This window comes from Evansella cellulosilytica DSM 2522 (assembly GCF_000177235.2).
Taxonomy (GTDB): Bacteria; Bacillota; Bacilli; order Bacillales; family Salisediminibacteriaceae; genus Evansella; species Evansella cellulosilytica.
This window is the reverse complement of sequence record NC_014829.1, coordinates 1,099,000-1,118,408: the sequence shown is the minus strand read 5'-3', so window position 1 is coordinate 1,118,408 and position 19,409 is coordinate 1,099,000. Positions and strand designations below refer to the sequence as shown.

Genomic DNA, 19,409 nt, shown 5'->3' with positions numbered 1-19,409 from the left:
CAATGTGCCGTGCCGTTTAATTATATCACAATAGACTTACAACACTAAAATGAGTTAGTTATCTGATTTTACTATAATCCCATTCTCATTGTTTTGACGTAGCTCCACTGTTTTACCACTCCCACAAATGCACCCAAATACTCGTTACCATACTCAAAACAGAACCAAATACTAAACTAGGCATATACATATCGTATAAATCTTTAGAAGGTAGGTTTCTATATGTACACTAATCCTTATTACCAACAAAGCTCTTCTTCAAAAAGCATGGTCACAAACCCACAGTCGAGTACATTCGCACATTCCAATAAAGGTGGAAAAATAAAGGTGCATGGAGAAGGAAAGGTTACCAGTCCTCCTGATACTGTAACAATCACCCTCGGAGCTGTTACTGAATCCCCTTCTTTACGGGAGGCACAGCTAGAGAATTCAAATCGCGTTTCTGCAGTTATAGAGTTATTAATAAATTTAGGTATTTCCGAGAGTGACATTCAAACCATTGAGTATCGGGTGAATCCACAATATGATTTTATTGATGGAAAGCAAACTTTTCGAGGCTATCAGGTTGGTCATCTGCTTAACATTATACTGAAGGACGTTACGATGGCAGGAAGAATTACCGACGATGCTGTTGCTGCAGGTGCCAATACGATTAGAAGCATTGATTTTTCCATTCAAAATGCTTCATCACTATACGAGGAAGCATTAATTCGTGCAGTGGAAGATGGAAAAACAAAGGCGGCGTCAATCGCATCTAGTCTCCATGTAAACCTCCATGCGGCTCCTGAAAAAATAGAGGAAATTATTCAACCAGATATTATCCCTTTCCGTACAATGAATCTGACTGCAGCAGAAGGGGACCCACTCCAGCCAGGTTCCCTTGAAATTATGGCCTCGGTTGAGATGACTTTCACCTATTCATGATGAAGTCCCTTGTTAGACCTTATATGAGCTTAATAATTATCTAAATAGTGTAATCTGGGGACATTATAAAAAAAACTCAATTCCTAAGTAATCACTTCTATATTTCGTCCATAAAAAATAACCCCGATTCTCAACAGCTCAGGCTGTTTCATATCGGGGTTTCTCATTACTCTATTTTTTTACTACTGTCATCCAAATCTCACTTCTGTTCTCTTTACTTGCTAAAATCTCTGGCCCCTCCACATGCTCATACCCAGATGACGGGAACCACTCTGAATAAATTCTTCCCCAAGCATCTTGTACTTGATCCCATTCTCCCTCGACTTCAAATACCGCCCATGTATAAGCTGGTATTTCAAGTTCTTCCAAGTTATTTGGACAAGGCTTCGTTGTCGCTGCTGCAATGTAGTAATCCAGTTCCCCTGTTTGACTTCGCTCATCAGAGAAATTTGTACATACATTGATTATACCTCTAGGAGTTAAATCAGATAACGCTTCGATTTGTGTATATGTCTCATCACTAATCGTATCCCACATTTCTGATATTTCAGGATTCGTCCCTTGAGGAATCAAATTAATCCTTTTTTTCCAACCTACAACTCGAAATGCCTCTTTTTGTACAATTCTGTAATTCATTTCTGTTCCTCCCTTAATTGTCAGTTGGAAGGTCATTTTAGGATATGCTTTGAGTGAATGGCCATGGTGACGTGCTTCTGTCGGAGTAACGCCATGAAGACTTTGAAATGCTCTAGTAAAAGAATCCGGAGAATGGTAGCTGTATTTCATTGCTACATCTATCACCTTTTCATTCCTGTCCTTCAAATCAAAGGCCGCAAGTGTCAATCTTCTTCGTCTAATATATTCCGAAAGTGATACACCTGCCAGAAATGAAAACATCCTCTTAAAATGGTATTCGGAACATTGCGCAATTCTCGCCACCTCTCGAAAATCAATTTCGTTCAATAAATTATCTTCTATATAGTTTATCGCGCCATTCATTTTTTCCAATGAATCCATGTAATGACCTCCCTTTCATTAATAGAATAACAATGATGAATTGTCGTGACCCGACTATCGGTGCACACTTTTGCAGGATCGGGAGAAATTATCGTTTTTTTCTAGAAAACTATATCACAGTTAGAATCCAATACCACTATTCCTAGTTATGTTACTTTTACAATTAGTCTACTGAACAACTTATTTACTATCCGGAAAAGTTGAATCAATATTCATGATTCCTAATTTATAGGAATATACGAAGCATACTCAATTTCCTACTTCACTGTTTCTAAAACAACTACCTCACTCCACCTCGTAAATCATCCAATCATCATCATCAGGAAATTTTACCACTGTATAAGGTTCATCATACATACCATTCCAATCCCTCACATTTATATTATAAATATGGAGTGAAAGCGCAATGTCACTCGTACCGTAGAAATCATATACCTCTTCCATAACCATTTCTGCAAAAACATTTAAATGATCATCGTCTAATTGTTCATTTCCTTCAATTAATAATAAAAGGGTTTTAGCTTCCGTACTCGGTGAATCTACAGAAGCTCTCGTACCCGAACCATTGTGAAACCCTTGCACATAAAACATGTCAAATACATCATGAATTCCATTGACTTCTTCGTTAAAAATGAAGTTAAATTTGTTTGATAAGTGACTTGCAAGTTCATTATTTTCCCCATATTGCACTCCATTTAAATACTGAATAACAGGAACATTATTGTAATAACCAATAGCATTGGTCTTTAAAAAATAATCGTACTTTGTTGTAAATAACACAGTAACTGGTATCGTCGGAAAATCAGTTTTAATGGTTTTTACAATATCCTTTAAATACTCCTCTTCCTGATTTTCACTTAATAGGAGGAAGGTTGCCTGAATTAGTTCCTCATCGTCAAACTTTCCAGCAGGAAAAATATATGACAATTCGTTAAATTGCAACTTCAAATTAACAACTTGATCTTCCGTGTAGGCATCTTTGTATGTAAATCTACTGAAAGGATAGATCTGACCAGGTAATTGACTTTCAACTAAACCTAAACTTGCACTTATCAGCGTATGGTACCCATCCTCCATGATATAACCTAGATTATTAGTATCAACACCGTCAACCAAAAAATTCTTAACGTTTACTTCACGTACATAATCAATTCGGGATTCAGTGGCATACATCCCATCACCATACTCATACACTACCTCCTCTGGTTCACTGTTTGTTTCCACACCAATCATTTCCCTTATCTTTTGTGTCTCATCAGCTACATCATCTTTACGATATTCCTCTCTCTCTTCGTCTTCTTCAACGACTAGAGCGTCTGTCTGATTACTATTGCTAGGAGAAAAGGAGCCTGTTTGGTAGTAATGAAAAACTAAGACAAATAGAATTGCAGAAGAAGTGAGTAAGACTACTGATGGTTTTAACCAAGTTCCCAGGAAGCTATTCCTCCCTGCTCCACTTTTATTTTTTATTATATGTAAAACTTGTTTTGAGTTTTTTGCATTAAATGGATTACTAGAAAACTTCGTTTCCTTTAAAGCTCGTTTAATATCCTTCTTATTAAATTGACTCATAAGTAATCCCCCTTGAAGATAATACTTCTTTCAATCTTCTTCGTGCCCTCTGCAAACGACTCTTTAACGTTGATACATTCTCTCCGAGTAGTTCTCCCATCTCCGTTAATGATAGATCTTCATAGTAAAAAAGAATGATAACTTCCCTGTACTTAATTGGTAATATGAAAATGCACTCTGCCAACTCTTTATCCATCGATTTTTGAATAATATTATCTTCTGGTGTTCTGTCGGTTATTAATCTATCAATTACACCCATAATGACAACTCTTTTAAAATATGTTTTCCTCAAATAATCTTTCGATTTATTCATTGTAATCTTATACAACCATGTTTTAATAGATGATCGGTTTTCAAAAAGATGATAACTATTTAAGATCTTGATAAATACATCCTGAACAATATCTTCCGCAGTACTCCAATTTTTCACATAGGTGTATGAGACATTCACAAGAGCCTCATAATATTGATTAATAAGTACTTCAAGAAAAACATCATCCATTGTATCTTGCCTATTTAAGACAGACACATAGCCCTCCCCCTCTCCCAATACTTTCAATCCACCTCTTTGACGAAATTTGACATGATTCGGATGCACTAATTCTATAATTTCTATTTATATTTTAGTAGTCTTAGCTTTTCGAAAAGGTTGGATAGTTCTTTTTGTCCAAATACTATGTATAAACACTACTTATAGTAAGAGCTTCTTATCATTAACTTAATATAAACAAAGTGCACGCCCCCAAAGTACTGTATAGGAGGGCGGGGACTTTAAATCAGCAACGCAACTCTACTCTATTTTTCAGCCGAGGGTAATTATAAATGACCTGCTGTCACTTTAGTTATGTAAATTAACCCATATCTTTTTAGCTATTTCAAGACACTCTTCAAGGGGAAAATCCCTACCAAACGAATCATCAAAAATGTCTTTAATAACTTCTGCCACTTCAATTTCATCTTGGCAGCGTGATATTTCTTTCGTTATACGCTCGATCTCAAATTCGTACTCATCATCAGGAGCTCCCATTTCTAAAAGTAGTTCTGGATCCCAATTATTCACGTGCTTAGTTACAACATTGTTAGCCGATCTTTCCATATTAATCTCCTCCTTATAGGCAATTAATACACATCCTTGTGGAAAATGTGTGTAAATCGCCCCCTTTTCCATGTTATACTCGAAAACATAAAAAAACTCATAAACATTGATATATCAACATTTATGAGTTAACTGGTTATTTTAATATTAACGTATATTATTTATATGGTACCGGTGGTCGGGGTCGAACCGACACTCCGTGAGGAACACGATTTTGAGTCGTGCGCGTCTGCCAATTCCGCCACACCGGCTAAAAAGCCTCATTGAATAGCTATAGCTTGTCTAATTTAAATGGTGCCGAGGGCCGGACTTGAACCGGCACGGTAGTCACCTACCGCAGGATTTTAAGTCCTGTGTGTCTGCCAATTCCACCACCCCGGCAGGACTTATTGCTAAAAAATATGCTATTCATGGAGGCGGCACCCGGATTCGAACCGGGGGATAAGGGTTTTGCAGACCCGTGCCTTACCACTTGGCTATGCCGCCAATAAATGGAGCGGAAGACGAGATTCGAACTCGCGACCCCCACCTTGGCAAGGTGGTGTTCTACCACTGAACTACTCCCGCAAAATAATGGCTGGGCTAGCAGGATTCGAACCTGCGCATGACGGAATCAAAATCCGTTGCCTTACCGCTTGGCTATAGCCCATTAAAAAATATGGGGCGGCTGATGGGAATCGAACCCACGAATGCCGGAACCACAATCCGGTGCGTTAACCACTTCGCCACAACCGCCATAATCTTCAGTTGTTATACTCTGGCAGGGGCAGTAGGAATCGAACCCACACTGGAGGTTTTGGAGACCTCTGTTCTACCGTTAAACTATGCCCCTAAAACGGTAGTAAAAATAAATGGTGGAGGGGGACGGATTCGAACCGCCGAACCCTGAGGGAGCGGATTTACAGTCCGCCGCGTTTAGCCACTTCGCTACCCCTCCGAGAGAGACAATTATTATGTTACAAAAAGTTTTAATAATAGTCAAGGGAAAAATTTAATTACTGGTGCTGGCCAGAGGACTTGAACCCCCAACCTACTGATTACAAGTCAGTTGCTCTACCAATTGAGCTAGGCCAGCAAATATAAAATGGTGGCTCGGGACGGAATCGAACCGCCGACACATGGATTTTCAGTCCATTGCTCTACCGACTGAGCTACCGAGCCATTTTCATTTGTACTCTAATACTTAATAAAAAATGGCGGTCCCGACGGGAATCGAACCCGCGATCTCCTGCGTGACAGGCAGGCATGTTAACCGCTACACCACGGGACCTAAATATTAGTACTTATTTTTTATAACAATGTTTGTTTATCTTCTGTTAAAAATTTGGTTGCGGGGGGCGGATTTGAACCACCGACCTTCGGGTTATGAGCCCGACGAGCTACCAGACTGCTCCACCCCGCGACGTTATAAAGATTACGGATGTTGTAATACTTTGTAGTTTCTTACTGTCTCTTCCTCTTCTAGCTACGCTTTGAAGTTTATGCGTCGAGACAACTCGTAGTTAATTCGACGATGTTCTGCTCGTTGCTCCACCCCGCGACGTTATAAAGATTACGGATGTTGTATTGAACTTTCACTTGATCTGTATTTAAAAACTGAATCATTATATCTCATACATTTGTAATGTATGTTCTCACAAATAATAATGTGAAGAAAAATTGATGGTGGAGGATGACGGGATCGAACCGCCGACCCCCTGCTTGTAAGGCAGGTGCTCTCCCAGCTGAGCTAATCCTCCGCAGCGTTGATGATGCTATTTCAGGGAAGTCCCTGTCTCTTCCTCTACTAGTAATGCTCTGTGGTTTTATCCGTCGAGACAACTCGTAGTTGTTTCAATGAAGTTTCGCTCGTAGCTGAGCTAATCCTCCGCAGTATCCGAATAATTAATTGGTGACCCGTACGGGATTCGAACCCGTGTTACCGCCGTGAAAGGGCGGTGTCTTAACCACTTGACCAACGGGCCAGATGTTTTTCTGGCGGAGAGCGAGGGATTTGAACCCTCGAGACGGCTCTAAACCGCCTACACGATTTCCAATCGTGCTCCTTCGGCCACTCGGACAGCTCTCCTTATGGCTCCACAGGTAGGACTCGAACCTACGACCGATCGGTTAACAGCCGATTGCTCTACCAACTGAGCTACTGTGGAATATAAGCGCCCAGCAACGTCCTACTTTCACAGGGGGAAACCCCCAACTATCATCGGCGCTGGAGAGCTTAACTACCGTGTTCGGCATGGGAACGGGTGTGACCTCTCCGCTATCGTCACTGGACTATTTATGAGAGTTTATCCTCTCAAAACTAGATAACATTTTCTGATTAAATGATCGTCTTAATAAAGTTTGGTTAAGCCCTCGATCGATTAGTATCTCTCAGCTTCACATGTCGCCATGCTTCCACATGAGACCTATCAACCTCATCATCTCTGAGGGATCTTACTCACTTACGTGATGGGAAATCTCATCTTGAGGGGGGCTTCATGCTTAGATGCTTTCAGCACTTATCCCTTCCACACGTAGCTACCCAGCTATGCTCCTGGCGGAACAACTGGTACACCAGCGGTGTGTCCATCCCGGTCCTCTCGTACTAAGGACAGCTCCTCTCAAATTTCCTACGCCTGCGACGGATAGGGACCGAACTGTCTCACGACGTTCTGAACCCAGCTCGCGTACCGCTTTAATGGGCGAACAGCCCAACCCTTGGGACCTACTTCAGCCCCAGGATGCGATGAGCCGACATCGAGGTGCCAAACCTCCCCGTCGATGTGGACTCTTGGGGGAGATTAGCCTGTTATCCCCAGGGTAGCTTTTATCCGTTGAGCGACGGCCCTTCCATACGGTGCCGCCGGATCACTAAGCCCGACTTTCGTCCCTGCTCGACCTGTATGTCTCGCAGTCAAGCTCCCTTATGCCTTTGCACTCTACGAATGATTTCCAACCATTCTGAGGGAACCTTTGGGCGCCTCCGTTACTTTTTAGGAGGCGACCGCCCCAGTCAAACTGCCCACCTGACACTGTCCCTGATCCGGATTACGGACCGAGGTTAGAATTCCAGTACAACCAGGGTAGTATCCCACCGACGCCTCCACCGAAGCTAGCGCTCCGGCTTCCAAGGCTCCTACCTATCCTGTACAAGTTGTACCAAAATCCAATATCAAGCTACAGTAAAGCTCCATGGGGTCTTTCCGTCCTGTCGCAGGTAACCTGCATCTTCACAGGTAATATAATTTCACCGGGTCTCTCGTTGAGACAGTGCCCAAATCGTTGCACCTTTCGTGCGGGTCGGAACTTACCCGACAAGGAATTTCGCTACCTTAGGACCGTTATAGTTACGGCCGCCGTTTACTGGGGCTTCAATTCAGAGCTTCTCCCGAAGGATAACCCCTCCTCTTAACCTTCCAGCACCGGGCAGGTGTCAGCCCCTATACTTCGCCTTACGGCTTGGCAGAGACCTGTGTTTTTGATAAACAGTCGTTTGGGCCTATTCACTGCGGCTCTCTCGGGCATACACCCTAATAGAGCACCCCTTCTCCCGAAGTTACGGGGTCATTTTGCCGAGTTCCTTAACGAGAGTTCTCCCGCGCGTCTTAGAATTCTCTTCCCGCCTACCTGTGTCGGTTTGCGGTACGGGCACCAGTCACCTCGCTAGAGGCTTTTCTTGGCAGTGTAGGATCAGGAACTTCGGTACTATAATTTCCCTCGCGATCACAGCTCAGCCTTATGACAAGCGGATTTGCCTACTTGTCAGCCTCACTGCTTCGACGCACATATCCATCAGTGCGCTTACCCTACCTTCCTGCGTCCCCCCGTTGCTCAAACGGTGACGTGGTGGTACAGGAATTTCAACCTGTTTGCCATCGCCTACGCCTTTCGGCCTCGGCTTAGGTCCCGACTTACCCTGAGCGGACGAGCCTTCCTCAGGAAACCTTAGGCTTTCGACGGAGGGGATTCTCACCCCTCTTTTCGCTACTCATACCGGCATTCTCACTTCCAAGCGCTCCACATGTCCTTCCGGTCATGCTTCAACGCCCTTGGAACGCTCCCCTACCACTGTCCGTAAGGACAATCCATAGCTTCGGTGATACGTTTAGCCCCGGTACATTTTCGGCGCAGAGTCACTCGACCAGTGAGCTATTACGCACTCTTTCAATGGTGGCTGCTTCTAAGCCAACATCCTGGTTGTCTAAGCAACTCCACATCCTTCTCCACTTAACGTATACTTTGGGACCTTAGCTGATGGTCTGGGCTGTTTCCCTCTTGACTACGGATCTTAGCACTCGCAGTCTGACTCCCGAGGATAAGTAAATGGCATTCGGAGTTTGACTGAATTCGGTAATCCTGTGGGGACCCCTAGTCCAATCAGTGCTCTACCTCCAATACTCTCACCTCGAGGCTAGCCCTAAAGCTATTTCGGGGAGAACCAGCTATTTCCGTGTTCGATTGGCATTTCACCCCTACCCACACCTCATCCCCGCACTTTTCAACGTGCGTGGGTTCGGGCCTCCATCCAGTGTTACCTGGACTTCACCCTGGACATGGGTAGATCACACGGTTTCGGGTCTACAACAACGTACTATGGCGCCCTATTCAGACTCGCTTTCGCTGCGGCTCCGTCTCTTCAACTTAACCTCGCACGTTATCGTAACTCGCCGGTTCATTCTACAAAAGGCACGCTGTCACCCATTAACGGGCTCCAACTACTTGTAGGCACACGGTTTCAGGATCTCTTTCACTCCCCTCCCGGGGTGCTTTTCACCTTTCCCTCACGGTACTGGTTCACTATCGGTCACTAGGGAGTATTTAGCCTTGGGAGATGGTCCTCCCGGATTCCGACGGGGTTTCACGTGTCCCGCCGTACTCAGGATACACTCCGGAGGAAACAACGTTTCGGCTACAGGGCTGTTACCTTGTCTCGCAGACCTTTCCAGATCGCTTCACCTACGCTGTTTCTTTGTAACTCCGTATGGAGTGTCCTACAACCCCAAGAGGCAAGCCTCTTGGTTTGGGCTAATTCCGTTTCGCTCGCCGCTACTCAGGAAATCGCATTTGCTTTCTCTTCCTCTGGGTACTAAGATGTTTCAGTTCCCCAGGTCTGCCTTCTCATACCCTATGTATTCAGGTATGGATACCATCCCATTACGGATGGTGGGTTCCCCCATTCGGAAATCTCCGGATCAAAGCTTACTTACAGCTCCCCGAAGCATATCGGTGTTCGTCCCGTCCTTCATCGGCTCCTAGTGCCAAGGCATTCACCGTGCGCCCTTTCTAGCTTAACCACTAAAAAGTGTGGCGTCTTACATTCGCCTTAACTAAGACACACAGTTGATTTCGTTAGAAGAATAGACTTCTATTGATATCTACTGGTGATCATTTAAATCAGTTTTTGTTATCTAGTTTTCAAAGGACAAATTCAAAACGCGTAAGCGTTCGAAATGTAAGTAAATGTGCTAAATCAGTTAAACCTGATACACACAACACTATATAATTGAAGGTTTAACCCTTCAAAACTAAACAAAAAGTCCAAAGCGAAGTTCAAAAGTAATGAGCTTTATGTTTCTACAGTTGTTGTAGAAAATAACTGCTCCTTAGAAAGGAGGTGATCCATCCCCACCTTCCGGTAGGGATACCTTGTTACGACTTCACCCCAATCATCTGTCCCACCTTCGGCGGCTGGCTCCAAAAGGTTACCTCACCGACTTCGGGTGTTACAAACTCTCGTGGTGTGACGGGCGGTGTGTACAAGGCCCGGGAACGTATTCACCGCGGCATGCTGATCCGCGATTACTAGCAATTCCGGCTTCATGCAGGCGAGTTGCAGCCTGCAATCCGAACTGAGAGTGGCTTTATGGGATTCGCTCGGCCTCGCGGCTTTGCTGCCCTTTGTACCACCCATTGTAGCACGTGTGTAGCCCAGGTCATAAGGGGCATGATGATTTGACGTCATCCCCACCTTCCTCCGGTTTGTCACCGGCAGTCACCTTAGAGTGCCCAACTGAATGCTGGCAACTAAGATCAAGGGTTGCGCTCGTTGCGGGACTTAACCCAACATCTCACGACACGAGCTGACGACAACCATGCACCACCTGTCACTCTGTCCCCCGAAGGGGAACGTCCTATCTCTAGGAGTGTCAGAGGATGTCAAGACCTGGTAAGGTTCTTCGCGTTGCTTCGAATTAAACCACATGCTCCACTGCTTGTGCGGGCCCCCGTCAATTCCTTTGAGTTTCAGCCTTGCGGCCGTACTCCCCAGGCGGAGTGCTTAATGTGTTAACTGCGGCACTAAGGGTATCGAAACCCCTAACACCTAGCACTCATCGTTTACGGCGTGGACTACCAGGGTATCTAATCCTGTTTGCTCCCCACGCTTTCGCGCCTCAGCGTCAGTTGTAGGCCAGAAAGTCGCCTTCGCCACTGGTGTTCCTCCACATATCTACGCATTTCACCGCTACACGTGGAATTCCACTTTCCTCTCCTACACTCAAGTCCCCCAGTTTCCAATGACCCTCCACGGTTGAACCGTGGGCTTTCACATCAGACTTAAGAGACCGCCTGCGCGCGCTTTACGCCCAATAATTCCGGACAACGCTTGCCCCCTACGTATTACCGCGGCTGCTGGCACGTAGTTAGCCGGGGCTTTCTGGTTAGGTACCGTCAAGGTGCCAACCTATTTGAATGGCACTTGTTCTTCCCTAACAACAGAACTTTACAATCCGAAGACCTTCATCGTTCACGCGGCGTTGCACCGTCAGGCTTTCGCCCATTGCGGATGATTCCCTACTGCTGCCTCCCGTAGGAGTCTGGACCGTGTCTCAGTTCCAGTGTGGCCGATCACCCTCTCAGGTCGGCTACGCATCGTTGCCTTGGTGAGCCATTACCTCACCAACTAGCTAATGCGCCGCGGGCCCATCTCACAGTGTTAGGATTGCTCCCAACTTTTACAATAGAACCATGCGGTTCCGTTGATCATCCGGTATTAGCTTCGGTTTCCCGGAGTTATCCCAGTCTGTAAGGCAGGTTGCCCACGTGTTACTCACCCGTCCGCCGCTGATCTCATAAGAGCAAGCTCTTAATTGATCCGCTCGACTTGCATGTATTAGGCACGCCGCCAGCGTTCGTCCTGAGCCAGGATCAAACTCTCCAAAAAATTGTTGAGTTCGATGTCTCTGACATCAAGCCAATTTTTGGCTAATTTTTAAATCTTATTGACGGGATATCCTTTCATCAATCGTATAAACGACTAATGTGTCTATCCCACTTCGCTTGGCTTTTTGTTTAGTTTTCAAAGGTCAAAACTTGATGTTGTTGTTTTTTTAGCAACTCTTATACTATATCAGAATAATAAATTACTGTCAACAACTTTTTAAAATTATTTTTTATCACTCGTTTTTAGCGACAAGTAATAATATATCAGATTCATTTTTGATCGTCAACATTTTTTTCAAAAGCATTGAATTAGTTCTTACGACGACTTTTAGTAATATATCATTTTCTTTTTTTAAAATCAACACTAAGTTTAAATAATTATCCGTTAGTTACAATGCTACAAAAACTTCATTTAAAAAAGCTATTCCATATAACCGAAATAGCTTTTACACATTATATCCTATTTTTACTTACTTCATAATAGCGATGGAATATATTTTTCCCTTTTGTTTCTACTTTAACGACATCTACGTAGCCTTTTTGAACAAGGTGTTCTAGCAAAATACTCACATCAAGTGAATAATCATCTATTCCTAACTCTTGTTTGATTTCTTCAATTGTCCAATACTTTTCCTTAGAAGACATTAAATCAATTAAGTGTGCACTACCGAGTTTGGTTTTAGATACTACTTCGAATTCGTTAGCCAATAATAGAAGTTCCAGTCTTTTTTCTATCGGCTCACTTCCAGTTACTAGTTCAGAGTATAACTTATATATTTCTGGTTCGATTTGTCTCACTTGCTCCCATACAGTAACCTCTGGGTGAAAACCATGTTCAATAATTGCAAGGCGACCTAAATGGTGAAGAGCATGAACTATTTGATTATAAGCATCTAAGTAATGCCCTTCATGAAATAGTGCCTTTCCATCTTTAAAGCGACGGATAAGTTTGGCAAATTCAACACCTGTTCTTACTTTACGTTCAGAATCAGGATAGTCCAGCATCTTTTTACGGAAGTTTTGGGTATATTCATTTCTATCAAATATTATTTTTCCATGAATGAGCCAATCCACCATTCTTCTATTTGTACTATTTAACAACCAATGATGTATTTGATCAGTTGTGACGAGGTGCATAGCTACTTTAGATCCATTATATGTATAATGTTTTGTTTCCCAAGAATTTTCGTTTTCTGAAACAATGACTAATAATAAGAAGTCAAAGTAATCCGTTTTACTATCAAATTTTGAACGTTGTTCTATATGAATAATACCTAATGTACTCTCATTACTAGAACGATCCTGGTAAAGTTGTCTCAATAAATCATCCATGAGAAAGTCCTCCTAAGTAAACAATATAAAATAATTCTTTAACATTAATGTTCGACAGTCCTATAAAAAAACCTTCAATTGTTGTTCGACATACCTTATTCTTAAATAGTAGACAAAGAAGAAAATATGCTATACTTTCTATCGTAGGAGGTTGTTTTATATGGGAGTAAAATATTCAAATAAAATTAATAAAATAAGAACTTTTGCTTTATTATTAATTTTTGCAGGGATCATCATTATGTATTTAGGCTTGTTTTTTCAAACGAGTCCATTCTTTATGACGCTTTTTATGATACTCGGCTTTTTTAGTATTATCGCTAGTGTCATTATTTATTTTTGGATTGGTATGCTATCATCGAAAGCTGTGCTCGTACAATGTCCAGGATGCGAAAAAGAAACAAAGATGTTAGGGCGGGTAGATGCATGCATGTATTGTAGCGAACCACTAACGTTAGACAAGTCTCTTGAAGGAAAAGAGTTTGATGAAAGCTATAACTCAAAAAAGAAATAATATTTATAGAAGAGAGGGAGACTCAAAAGGTTGGTTTTTACCTGTTGAGTCTCCCTCACACTTTTTTATGGCTTATAAAAGCTCAAATATTTTTTCATTAATAATCACGTCTTCTTCCACAGCTATCACCTTTTCTAAAACTGCAAAAAGAAAAAGCTGGGATTTACGAGTCGCCAGCTTAATGTTGGTGTTGTTTATTACACGTCGGGCAAAGTCCATAGATCTCCATTCTATGATCTCTTACCTTAAAGCTTGTAACATGCTCAGCCAACGTTTCTACCTCATCTAAACCTGGGTAGTGAAAGTCAACAATTTTACCGCAATCATCACAGATAACATGATAATGATCCGAAGTATTACTGTCGAACCTGCTGGAAGAGTCTCCATAAGTCAATTCTCTAACCAGTCCGACTTCTTTAAAAACACGTAAGTTGTTATAGACTGTTGCCACACTCATATTCGGAAATTTCCCCTCTAGTGCTTTATATATATCGTCAGCAGTAGGGTGAGATTTAGCATTAAACAAAAACTCTAAAATAGCATGGCGCTGTGGAGTCATACGAACCTTAGTACTTTTTAAAGAATGTAACGCCTCTTGAAGTCGATGGTTTTCCATTTTCTTCACCTCTTCCAAAAAACATTCTTACTTTATAATATTTATAAATAGTATACATAATGACATTATTTATTGTCAACGTAAACACCTTTGTTAATAATATATATATGTTATTAATGTTTAATTCGTATTTTTTAAAAATGGTAGACTCTCGTTTGCATTCATTACAAAGTAAGTAAATCGACTTTGACCGTCCTTTAACTTCCCCTTCTTTTTCTCAACGTCTAAACAAATTTGTTTCATGAGGTTCTGTAAGTCATTTACATCCTCATCTTTAATTCCAAAGAGAAACGTAGTGCTTCCTTTACGAAGAAATCCTCCTGAGCTTGCTAATTCAGTCATACGATATCCTTTTTCCTTCAGCTTCTCTTCCATATCATCGGCATAACGATCGTGTACAACACAAACCATTAATTTCATTCATTATCCCCCCAGAGGTTTAATTCTATTTCATTGCACATATTGTACTAATTTAACCAATATTATTTTTTACGTAATTGATAAAATGCTTGGTACCATTTTACCACCACCATAGCACGTATAGGAATATGTATTATGAAAAACATATCACGACAGATTCAGGAAACCGGGGAGATTGTTCTAACTTCAAGCGACTATTTATATAGTAGTAACGATTATTCTTTGTTCGAATAATAAAAAACCATTCACACCGCTATGATCATTTGGTATGAATGGTTTTATTACTTATAAAGAAAATGCCGCACATCCTTAAAGACGAGAGAGTATTTACCTTTAAAAGCTTGCTTGTTGATTAGTCTCCTAGACACCCGCAATCCTAGGAAAAGCGACAAGCATTTGAAAAGAAGCGAGGCAGTTTGTTGCCCCGCAAATCTACGGAGAGCACCGGATTATTAAAGAGGGATCGTTTAATATCACCGTTCTCTTTATATATATGAAAGAAAATTAATCCGGTTTGGACATATCCCTATTTCAAGTGATTTTTCATTAGCGATTATGCAACTTTCTCTCTTTTAAACAAATGTATACGTCGGACAAAAGGAAATGGTAGTAATAATAAGACGACAGCAATTAAAATTAGCGGCCCCACTAAGTTTATAAAAGTTGCAGTTGTATACCAGTTAAATAACTCTACCCAAAACGGATGAAATGTTGGCAGTATAACCAAAAATGCAAAGCCTGCTGATACGATATAAAGTGGGATCGTACCAAGCTGGTGCCAAACAATGGAAAGAATAAAGCTAAGCGACATAAATAACGTAAATACTGCAAAGTCAGCAGCAGTAAATAAGAAGAAAGTTGCTTCTATATTCGAGTATTCTAACATACTATGAACGAGCATCGTATCAATATTAGCCGTTAGTGCATCTACTGAAAAAAAGAATATGTTGTGCACAAGCGCATTAAAGATTGTCATCATTAACAAAAATGTTGTTAACCCTATATATAAATGGCGTCTAGTACTTCCAAAGGCAGCTCCATATTGAAGACTATTCCGAAACAAGTGCGTCCCTATAATTGTTAAATAAATGATAACCGGGATGTTCGTATTCCAGTTAATAAAGCCGTCCATCGGAACCGTAACACTAATAATAATTCCAAACATGATGAGTGAAAAAAGGATCGTCCAGAATATTAAAAGAGAACGTTTTAAGTCTAACCAGAGAAATTTCCATACTCCTTTTATTTCCTTCATTAGTTTACTACCTCCTTTTCTGCTTTCTTATCTGTTTTTCTTAATAAATAATCCTGCAAATCAACTTTTTCATCAAAATGACCAGCTAACTCCTCATTTTCTACCATTAACCTAACCATCGGGCCCATTACCGTTTTTTCGATTATTCCTCTACTATCCATAAATTGACTTGCTGACGCTTTATCACCGTGGATGTAGCCCGTTCTCTCTTTAATAGCATCTAATGAATCTTGTAAAAGAAGCTTTCCTTCATCTAATACGATCAACTCTTCAATATAACGTTGTAGCTCCTGTATATAATGAGTCGATATGATCACAATTTTTTCCTCTTTACTACATTCCTCCATTAAAAGCTCATAAAATACTTCTCGTATCGCTGCATCCAAACCGTTTGTTGGCTCATCAAAAATCATTACTGGTGCACCGCTACTTAATCCAATTGTTAACGATAATGCTGTCCGCATCCCTTTAGACATTGCTTTTACTTTTAGATTTTTACTGAGATTAAATGACTCTAGGCATTTCTCTGCGATAGTACTGTCCCAGTTTTTATAAAAAATAGCTGCGATCTCTAATACCTCTTTTACTTTCCAGAGACTGTTTAATGGGTGGTTTTCTTGTATGAAACATATATCATTCAGTACGTCTCTATTTTCATATGGAGACTTGCCATTCAATGTGACACTCCCCTGATTTACAGCAAGTAACCCTGTCATGCACCTCATTAACGTCGTTTTACCTGCACCATTTCTTCCCCAAAGCCCATAGACCTTACCAGCTTCTAACTGAAACGAGACATCCTTTATCGCTTCTTTTTTTCCATGTGCATACGTAAGCGCATCTACCTTCAAATGATAAGTCATTTTTCTCCCTCCTCTTCAAATAATGCTAATACTTCCTTCTTCGATAACTGTAATCGCTTCGCTTCATAAAGTAACGGCTGTATAAATTGCTGTTTAAACTGTTGTTTCCGTTCTTTAACTAAACGCTCTTTAGCTCCATCAGCTACAAACATTCCAATACCCCTCCGTTTAAAAATAATTTCCTTGTCTACTAGCGCTTGAATCCCCTTTGCGGCTGTCGCCGGATTGATTTTATAAAAGCTCGCAAGCTCGTTTGTAGACGGAATTTTATCCCCTTCCTCTATGGTGCCATCTAGTATTTCTTCTTCAATCATATCTCTTATTTGATGAAAAATAGGACGATCGTCCGCCAACTTACGCTTCACTTCTTCACCACCTTACCGGTTAATTACTCAACTAACTAACCAATATACTACTGGAATGTTTTTTCAAAGTCAATGGGTTTTTACAATTTTTGATTGTTTAATGGTTGTGAATAGAGACAGTGATTTGTCGAGTGTTTTTCATTAGTTAGGCAGGGCTTTTTACAGTTCTGATTTTTTTAGGTTGGCTTCGAGGCTAATGATTTGTTTGCTTTTTTGTGCTACAAATAAAAAGCCCTATAAAAAGGCATTTAGTATTTCCGAAGCAGTTCAGGCTCAGTACAAACTTGACATCCAATCGCACCTACCGTTCACATACTTGAAGAAGGAGTCTTCTCACCCAAAAACGATAAAAAGGTGCCTCAAAAGGTAACTTTCATCCTTTTGAGACACCTCTATTATTACTTTTGCTCTCTTAAATATTGCAGCGCTTCTTCCACGTGGCCTTTCACTTTTACTTTACGCCATTCTTTGATTAGTTTTCCTTCTGGGTCAATGACGAAGGTGGAGCGCTCGATTCCCATATATTCTTTCCCAAAGTTTTTCTTCAGCTTCCAAACATCGAAGGCTTCGGCTAGTTTATTTACTTCATCAGCTAATAGTTCAAATGGGAGATCGTGCTTGTCTATAAACTTTTCATGCCGTGCAACAGGGTCTGGGCTCACACCGAGAATGACCGCGTTTAAGTCTTTGAAGCTTTCATGATTATCTCTAAAATCACACGCCTCTGTTGTACAACCTGGCGTCATATCCTTCGGGTAAAAATAAAGCACCACATATTTACCACGATAGTCAGACAGCTTCACATCCTTATCACCATTCGCTTTTAGTGTAATGTCTGGTACCGCTTGTCCAATTTCAATTGTCATAATAGTTATTCCTCCTTATTCTACTTCTTTCATATAAGGATAACTAATATATGAGAAAAAACCAAACAAACCACCTCTTCAAGGTACTCCGTTTAGTTCTCACTCATCTTTATTTTTTATGGTGCGACGTCAGTTTGTCTAGCACGTCTCTCGCGGTAAAAGACAGTTGTGACAACAAAGGCTGCTGGCAATAAATAGCCGATTAACGCTTGTATCATTGCAATCCACCGCCCCACCCCCATTGGCGTAATATCTCCGTAGCCGACAGTTAACAACGTAACTGCACTAAAATACATGACATCCTCAACTAAATGAAAGAAACTAGCATGCTGAATTGACCCACCCTCGGTCAACACAGGAATACCACTCAACTCTAGGCCGAGGTAAAGTACACCAAACCCTGTCATCACAGTCACATACACTAAAATAAGTACGATAAAATTTCTTAAGGAAATTCTCCGACCTTCTACAGGTTGATTTTTTAAAAGTAAATACAAACTCATGAAGACCCCTACAATTGCAACCGAAATGACAAAAAACATAAAGAGGTTCTCTATCACCATTATCACCTCCATTCACTATATGAACAAAGACAAATAATTAGGACAAGTAACCTCTATTTTTTTCTTAAAAAAAATATATGTTATTAATTTCCCGCTCCTCGATAACGCTTTACTCCTGCATTCCAAAGAATAATCGCGATCGTAAGGAAGACTACACCCATCACTGGTGTTAAAAAGGCATAACCATACCAATCGGTTCTTCCGAGGAAAAAAGCAGAAGGGTATACACCAACAAATGCAAACGGTAAAATCCACGTTAACGTAAAACGAATCACTTGGTTATAAATATCAACTGGATATCTCCCATAGTTTCCTATGTTATACATCATCGGCATAATATCCGTTTTACTGTCAGACCAAAAGCTGATCGCAGCTAAACTAATAAAAATCCCCGCATAAATAAAGGCACCCCCGATAACCATCACTAATAGTACAAGCGGGTCATACCAAGAGAGAGATAATCCAAGTTGCGAACCCGCATAAAACATAATGACAATACCAGTTATAGCACCAAATAACGATTCAAGCTCCATTCTTTCAATTACTATTTGGTACAGGCTATGCAAAGGTCGCGTCAAAATCCTATCCATTTCCCCTTTTACGATATACCGTTCATTGAAGTCCCATATGTTAAAAAAGGAAGAAAAAATCGCATAAGGAACTAAGAAAAATCCATAAATAAATATAATTTCTTCCCTATTCCAGCCACTTAAGTATGTTGTGTGACCAAACACTACTAAAATAAATACTAAGTTCACAGCTTGAAACAACAAATCGGAAAAGATTTCTACAACGAGATCGGCACGGTAGGACATTCTCGTTTTTAAATACTGTGATGCATATTGAAAAAAGATTGAAAAGTAAAACAT

General features: G+C 41.1%; 15 protein-coding genes, 16 tRNA genes and 3 rRNA genes. 2 read left to right on the top strand and 32 right to left on the bottom strand.

The genetic code is table 11. From position 1 onward, the window contains the following. Positions 1–222: 222 nt before the first annotated feature. On the top strand, positions 223–924 hold the full coding sequence (locus BCELL_RS05150; RefSeq protein ID WP_013487617.1) for an SIMPL domain-containing protein: 702 nt from the start codon (positions 223–225) through the stop codon (positions 922–924). Positions 925–1,095: 171 nt separating this feature from the next. On the opposite strand, the gene BCELL_RS05145 is transcribed toward BCELL_RS05150, so the two are convergent. From BCELL_RS05145 to BCELL_RS05030, 24 genes are all read right to left on the bottom strand, one after another. Beyond that, a complete protein-coding gene (locus tag BCELL_RS05145; RefSeq protein WP_013487616.1) occupies positions 1,096–1,941 on the bottom strand; it encodes an AraC family transcriptional regulator in 846 nt (281 codons plus the stop codon). Positions 1,942–2,226: 285 nt separating this feature from the next. Further along, positions 2,227–3,513, bottom strand: a complete 1,287-nt coding sequence (locus BCELL_RS05140) for a hypothetical protein (protein ID WP_013487615.1) — start codon at positions 3,511–3,513, stop codon at positions 2,227–2,229. Next, a complete protein-coding gene (locus tag BCELL_RS05135; protein WP_041808134.1) occupies positions 3,500–4,042 on the bottom strand; it encodes a sigma-70 family RNA polymerase sigma factor in 543 nt (180 codons plus the stop codon). The genes BCELL_RS05140 and BCELL_RS05135 overlap by 14 nt, the downstream gene beginning before the upstream one ends. A gap of 309 nt (positions 4,043–4,351) precedes the next feature. Then, positions 4,352–4,609: a DUF1871 family protein gene (locus BCELL_RS05130; protein WP_041808133.1), complete on the bottom strand. Its 258-nt coding sequence runs from the start codon at positions 4,607–4,609 to the stop codon at positions 4,352–4,354. A gap of 166 nt (positions 4,610–4,775) precedes the next feature. Further along, positions 4,776–4,860 (bottom strand) — tRNA-Leu (locus BCELL_RS05125). A 41-nt stretch (positions 4,861–4,901) separates the two neighbouring features. Continuing rightward, a tRNA-Leu gene (locus BCELL_RS05120) sits at positions 4,902–4,990 on the bottom strand. 30 nt (positions 4,991–5,020) lie between these two features. Beyond that, a tRNA-Cys gene (locus tag BCELL_RS05115) sits at positions 5,021–5,095 on the bottom strand. A 6-nt stretch (positions 5,096–5,101) separates the two neighbouring features. Beyond that, a tRNA-Gly gene (locus tag BCELL_RS05110) sits at positions 5,102–5,176 on the bottom strand. Between the two features lie 7 nt (positions 5,177–5,183). Beyond that, positions 5,184–5,258 (bottom strand) — tRNA-Gln (locus BCELL_RS05105). A 10-nt stretch (positions 5,259–5,268) separates the two neighbouring features. Continuing rightward, positions 5,269–5,344 (bottom strand) — tRNA-His (locus tag BCELL_RS05100). A 23-nt stretch (positions 5,345–5,367) separates the two neighbouring features. After that, positions 5,368–5,441: transfer RNA gene (locus BCELL_RS05095), tRNA-Trp, on the bottom strand. A 20-nt stretch (positions 5,442–5,461) separates the two neighbouring features. Continuing rightward, positions 5,462–5,546, bottom strand: a tRNA-Tyr gene (locus tag BCELL_RS05090). Between the two features lie 62 nt (positions 5,547–5,608). Next, positions 5,609–5,684: transfer RNA gene (locus tag BCELL_RS05085), tRNA-Thr, on the bottom strand. Positions 5,685–5,694: 10 nt separating this feature from the next. Then, a tRNA-Phe gene (locus BCELL_RS05080) sits at positions 5,695–5,770 on the bottom strand. A 33-nt stretch (positions 5,771–5,803) separates the two neighbouring features. Then, positions 5,804–5,879 (bottom strand) — tRNA-Asp (locus BCELL_RS05075). A 55-nt stretch (positions 5,880–5,934) separates the two neighbouring features. Next, positions 5,935–6,011: transfer RNA gene (locus tag BCELL_RS05070), tRNA-Met, on the bottom strand. A 261-nt stretch (positions 6,012–6,272) separates the two neighbouring features. Continuing rightward, positions 6,273–6,348: transfer RNA gene (locus tag BCELL_RS05065), tRNA-Val, on the bottom strand. A gap of 150 nt (positions 6,349–6,498) precedes the next feature. Then, positions 6,499–6,573: transfer RNA gene (locus BCELL_RS05060), tRNA-Glu, on the bottom strand. 11 nt (positions 6,574–6,584) lie between these two features. After that, positions 6,585–6,677: transfer RNA gene (locus tag BCELL_RS05055), tRNA-Ser, on the bottom strand. Positions 6,678–6,680: 3 nt separating this feature from the next. Further along, positions 6,681–6,756 (bottom strand) — tRNA-Asn (locus BCELL_RS05050). 8 nt (positions 6,757–6,764) lie between these two features. Further along, a 5S ribosomal RNA gene (rrf, locus tag BCELL_RS05045) occupies positions 6,765–6,880 on the bottom strand. Between the two features lie 69 nt (positions 6,881–6,949). Further along, positions 6,950–9,882: ribosomal RNA gene (locus tag BCELL_RS05040) — 23S ribosomal RNA — on the bottom strand. Positions 9,883–10,195: 313 nt separating this feature from the next. Next, positions 10,196–11,750: ribosomal RNA gene (locus BCELL_RS05035) — 16S ribosomal RNA — on the bottom strand. Together the 16S, 23S and 5S rRNA genes with 16 tRNA genes alongside form the textbook arrangement of a ribosomal RNA operon. A gap of 452 nt (positions 11,751–12,202) precedes the next feature. Next, a complete protein-coding gene (locus tag BCELL_RS05030) occupies positions 12,203–13,081 on the bottom strand; it encodes a nucleotidyltransferase-like protein (protein WP_013487612.1) in 879 nt (292 codons plus the stop codon). 160 nt (positions 13,082–13,241) lie between these two features. On the opposite strand from BCELL_RS05030, the gene BCELL_RS05025 reads away from it, so the two are divergent. Further along, on the top strand, positions 13,242–13,592 hold the full coding sequence (locus BCELL_RS05025) for a YgzB family protein (protein WP_013487611.1): 351 nt from the start codon (positions 13,242–13,244) through the stop codon (positions 13,590–13,592). A gap of 178 nt (positions 13,593–13,770) precedes the next feature. On the opposite strand, the gene perR is transcribed toward BCELL_RS05025, so the two are convergent. The 8 genes from perR to BCELL_RS04985 form a co-directional block, all read right to left on the bottom strand. Next, positions 13,771–14,208, bottom strand: a complete 438-nt coding sequence (perR, locus tag BCELL_RS05020; RefSeq protein ID WP_013487610.1) for a peroxide-responsive transcriptional repressor PerR — start codon at positions 14,206–14,208, stop codon at positions 13,771–13,773. A 120-nt stretch (positions 14,209–14,328) separates the two neighbouring features. Further along, the gene (locus BCELL_RS05015; protein ID WP_013487609.1) at positions 14,329–14,628 is read right to left on the bottom strand and encodes a cyclic-di-AMP receptor; all 300 of its coding nucleotides are present in this window, start codon (positions 14,626–14,628) and stop codon (positions 14,329–14,331) included. Between the two features lie 553 nt (positions 14,629–15,181). Next, positions 15,182–15,883: a hypothetical protein gene (locus BCELL_RS05010; protein WP_013487608.1), complete on the bottom strand. Its 702-nt coding sequence runs from the start codon at positions 15,881–15,883 to the stop codon at positions 15,182–15,184. After that, a complete protein-coding gene (locus BCELL_RS05005; protein WP_013487607.1) occupies positions 15,883–16,746 on the bottom strand; it encodes an ABC transporter ATP-binding protein in 864 nt (287 codons plus the stop codon). The genes BCELL_RS05010 and BCELL_RS05005 overlap by 1 nt, the downstream gene beginning before the upstream one ends. Beyond that, positions 16,743–17,111 (bottom strand): GntR family transcriptional regulator, encoded by a 369-nt coding sequence (locus BCELL_RS05000; protein WP_013487606.1) that lies wholly within the window; start codon positions 17,109–17,111, stop codon positions 16,743–16,745. The genes BCELL_RS05005 and BCELL_RS05000 overlap by 4 nt, the downstream gene beginning before the upstream one ends. Positions 17,112–17,509: 398 nt before the next feature. Then, entirely contained in the window at positions 17,510–17,977 is a 468-nt protein-coding gene (gene bcp, locus BCELL_RS04995) for a thioredoxin-dependent thiol peroxidase (RefSeq protein ID WP_013487605.1), read from the bottom strand. A gap of 116 nt (positions 17,978–18,093) precedes the next feature. Further along, the gene (locus BCELL_RS04990; RefSeq protein WP_013487604.1) at positions 18,094–18,540 is read right to left on the bottom strand and encodes a potassium channel family protein; all 447 of its coding nucleotides are present in this window, start codon (positions 18,538–18,540) and stop codon (positions 18,094–18,096) included. An 83-nt stretch (positions 18,541–18,623) separates the two neighbouring features. Next, the gene (locus BCELL_RS04985; protein WP_013487603.1) at positions 18,624–19,409 is read right to left on the bottom strand and encodes an ABC transporter permease; all 786 of its coding nucleotides are present in this window, start codon (positions 19,407–19,409) and stop codon (positions 18,624–18,626) included.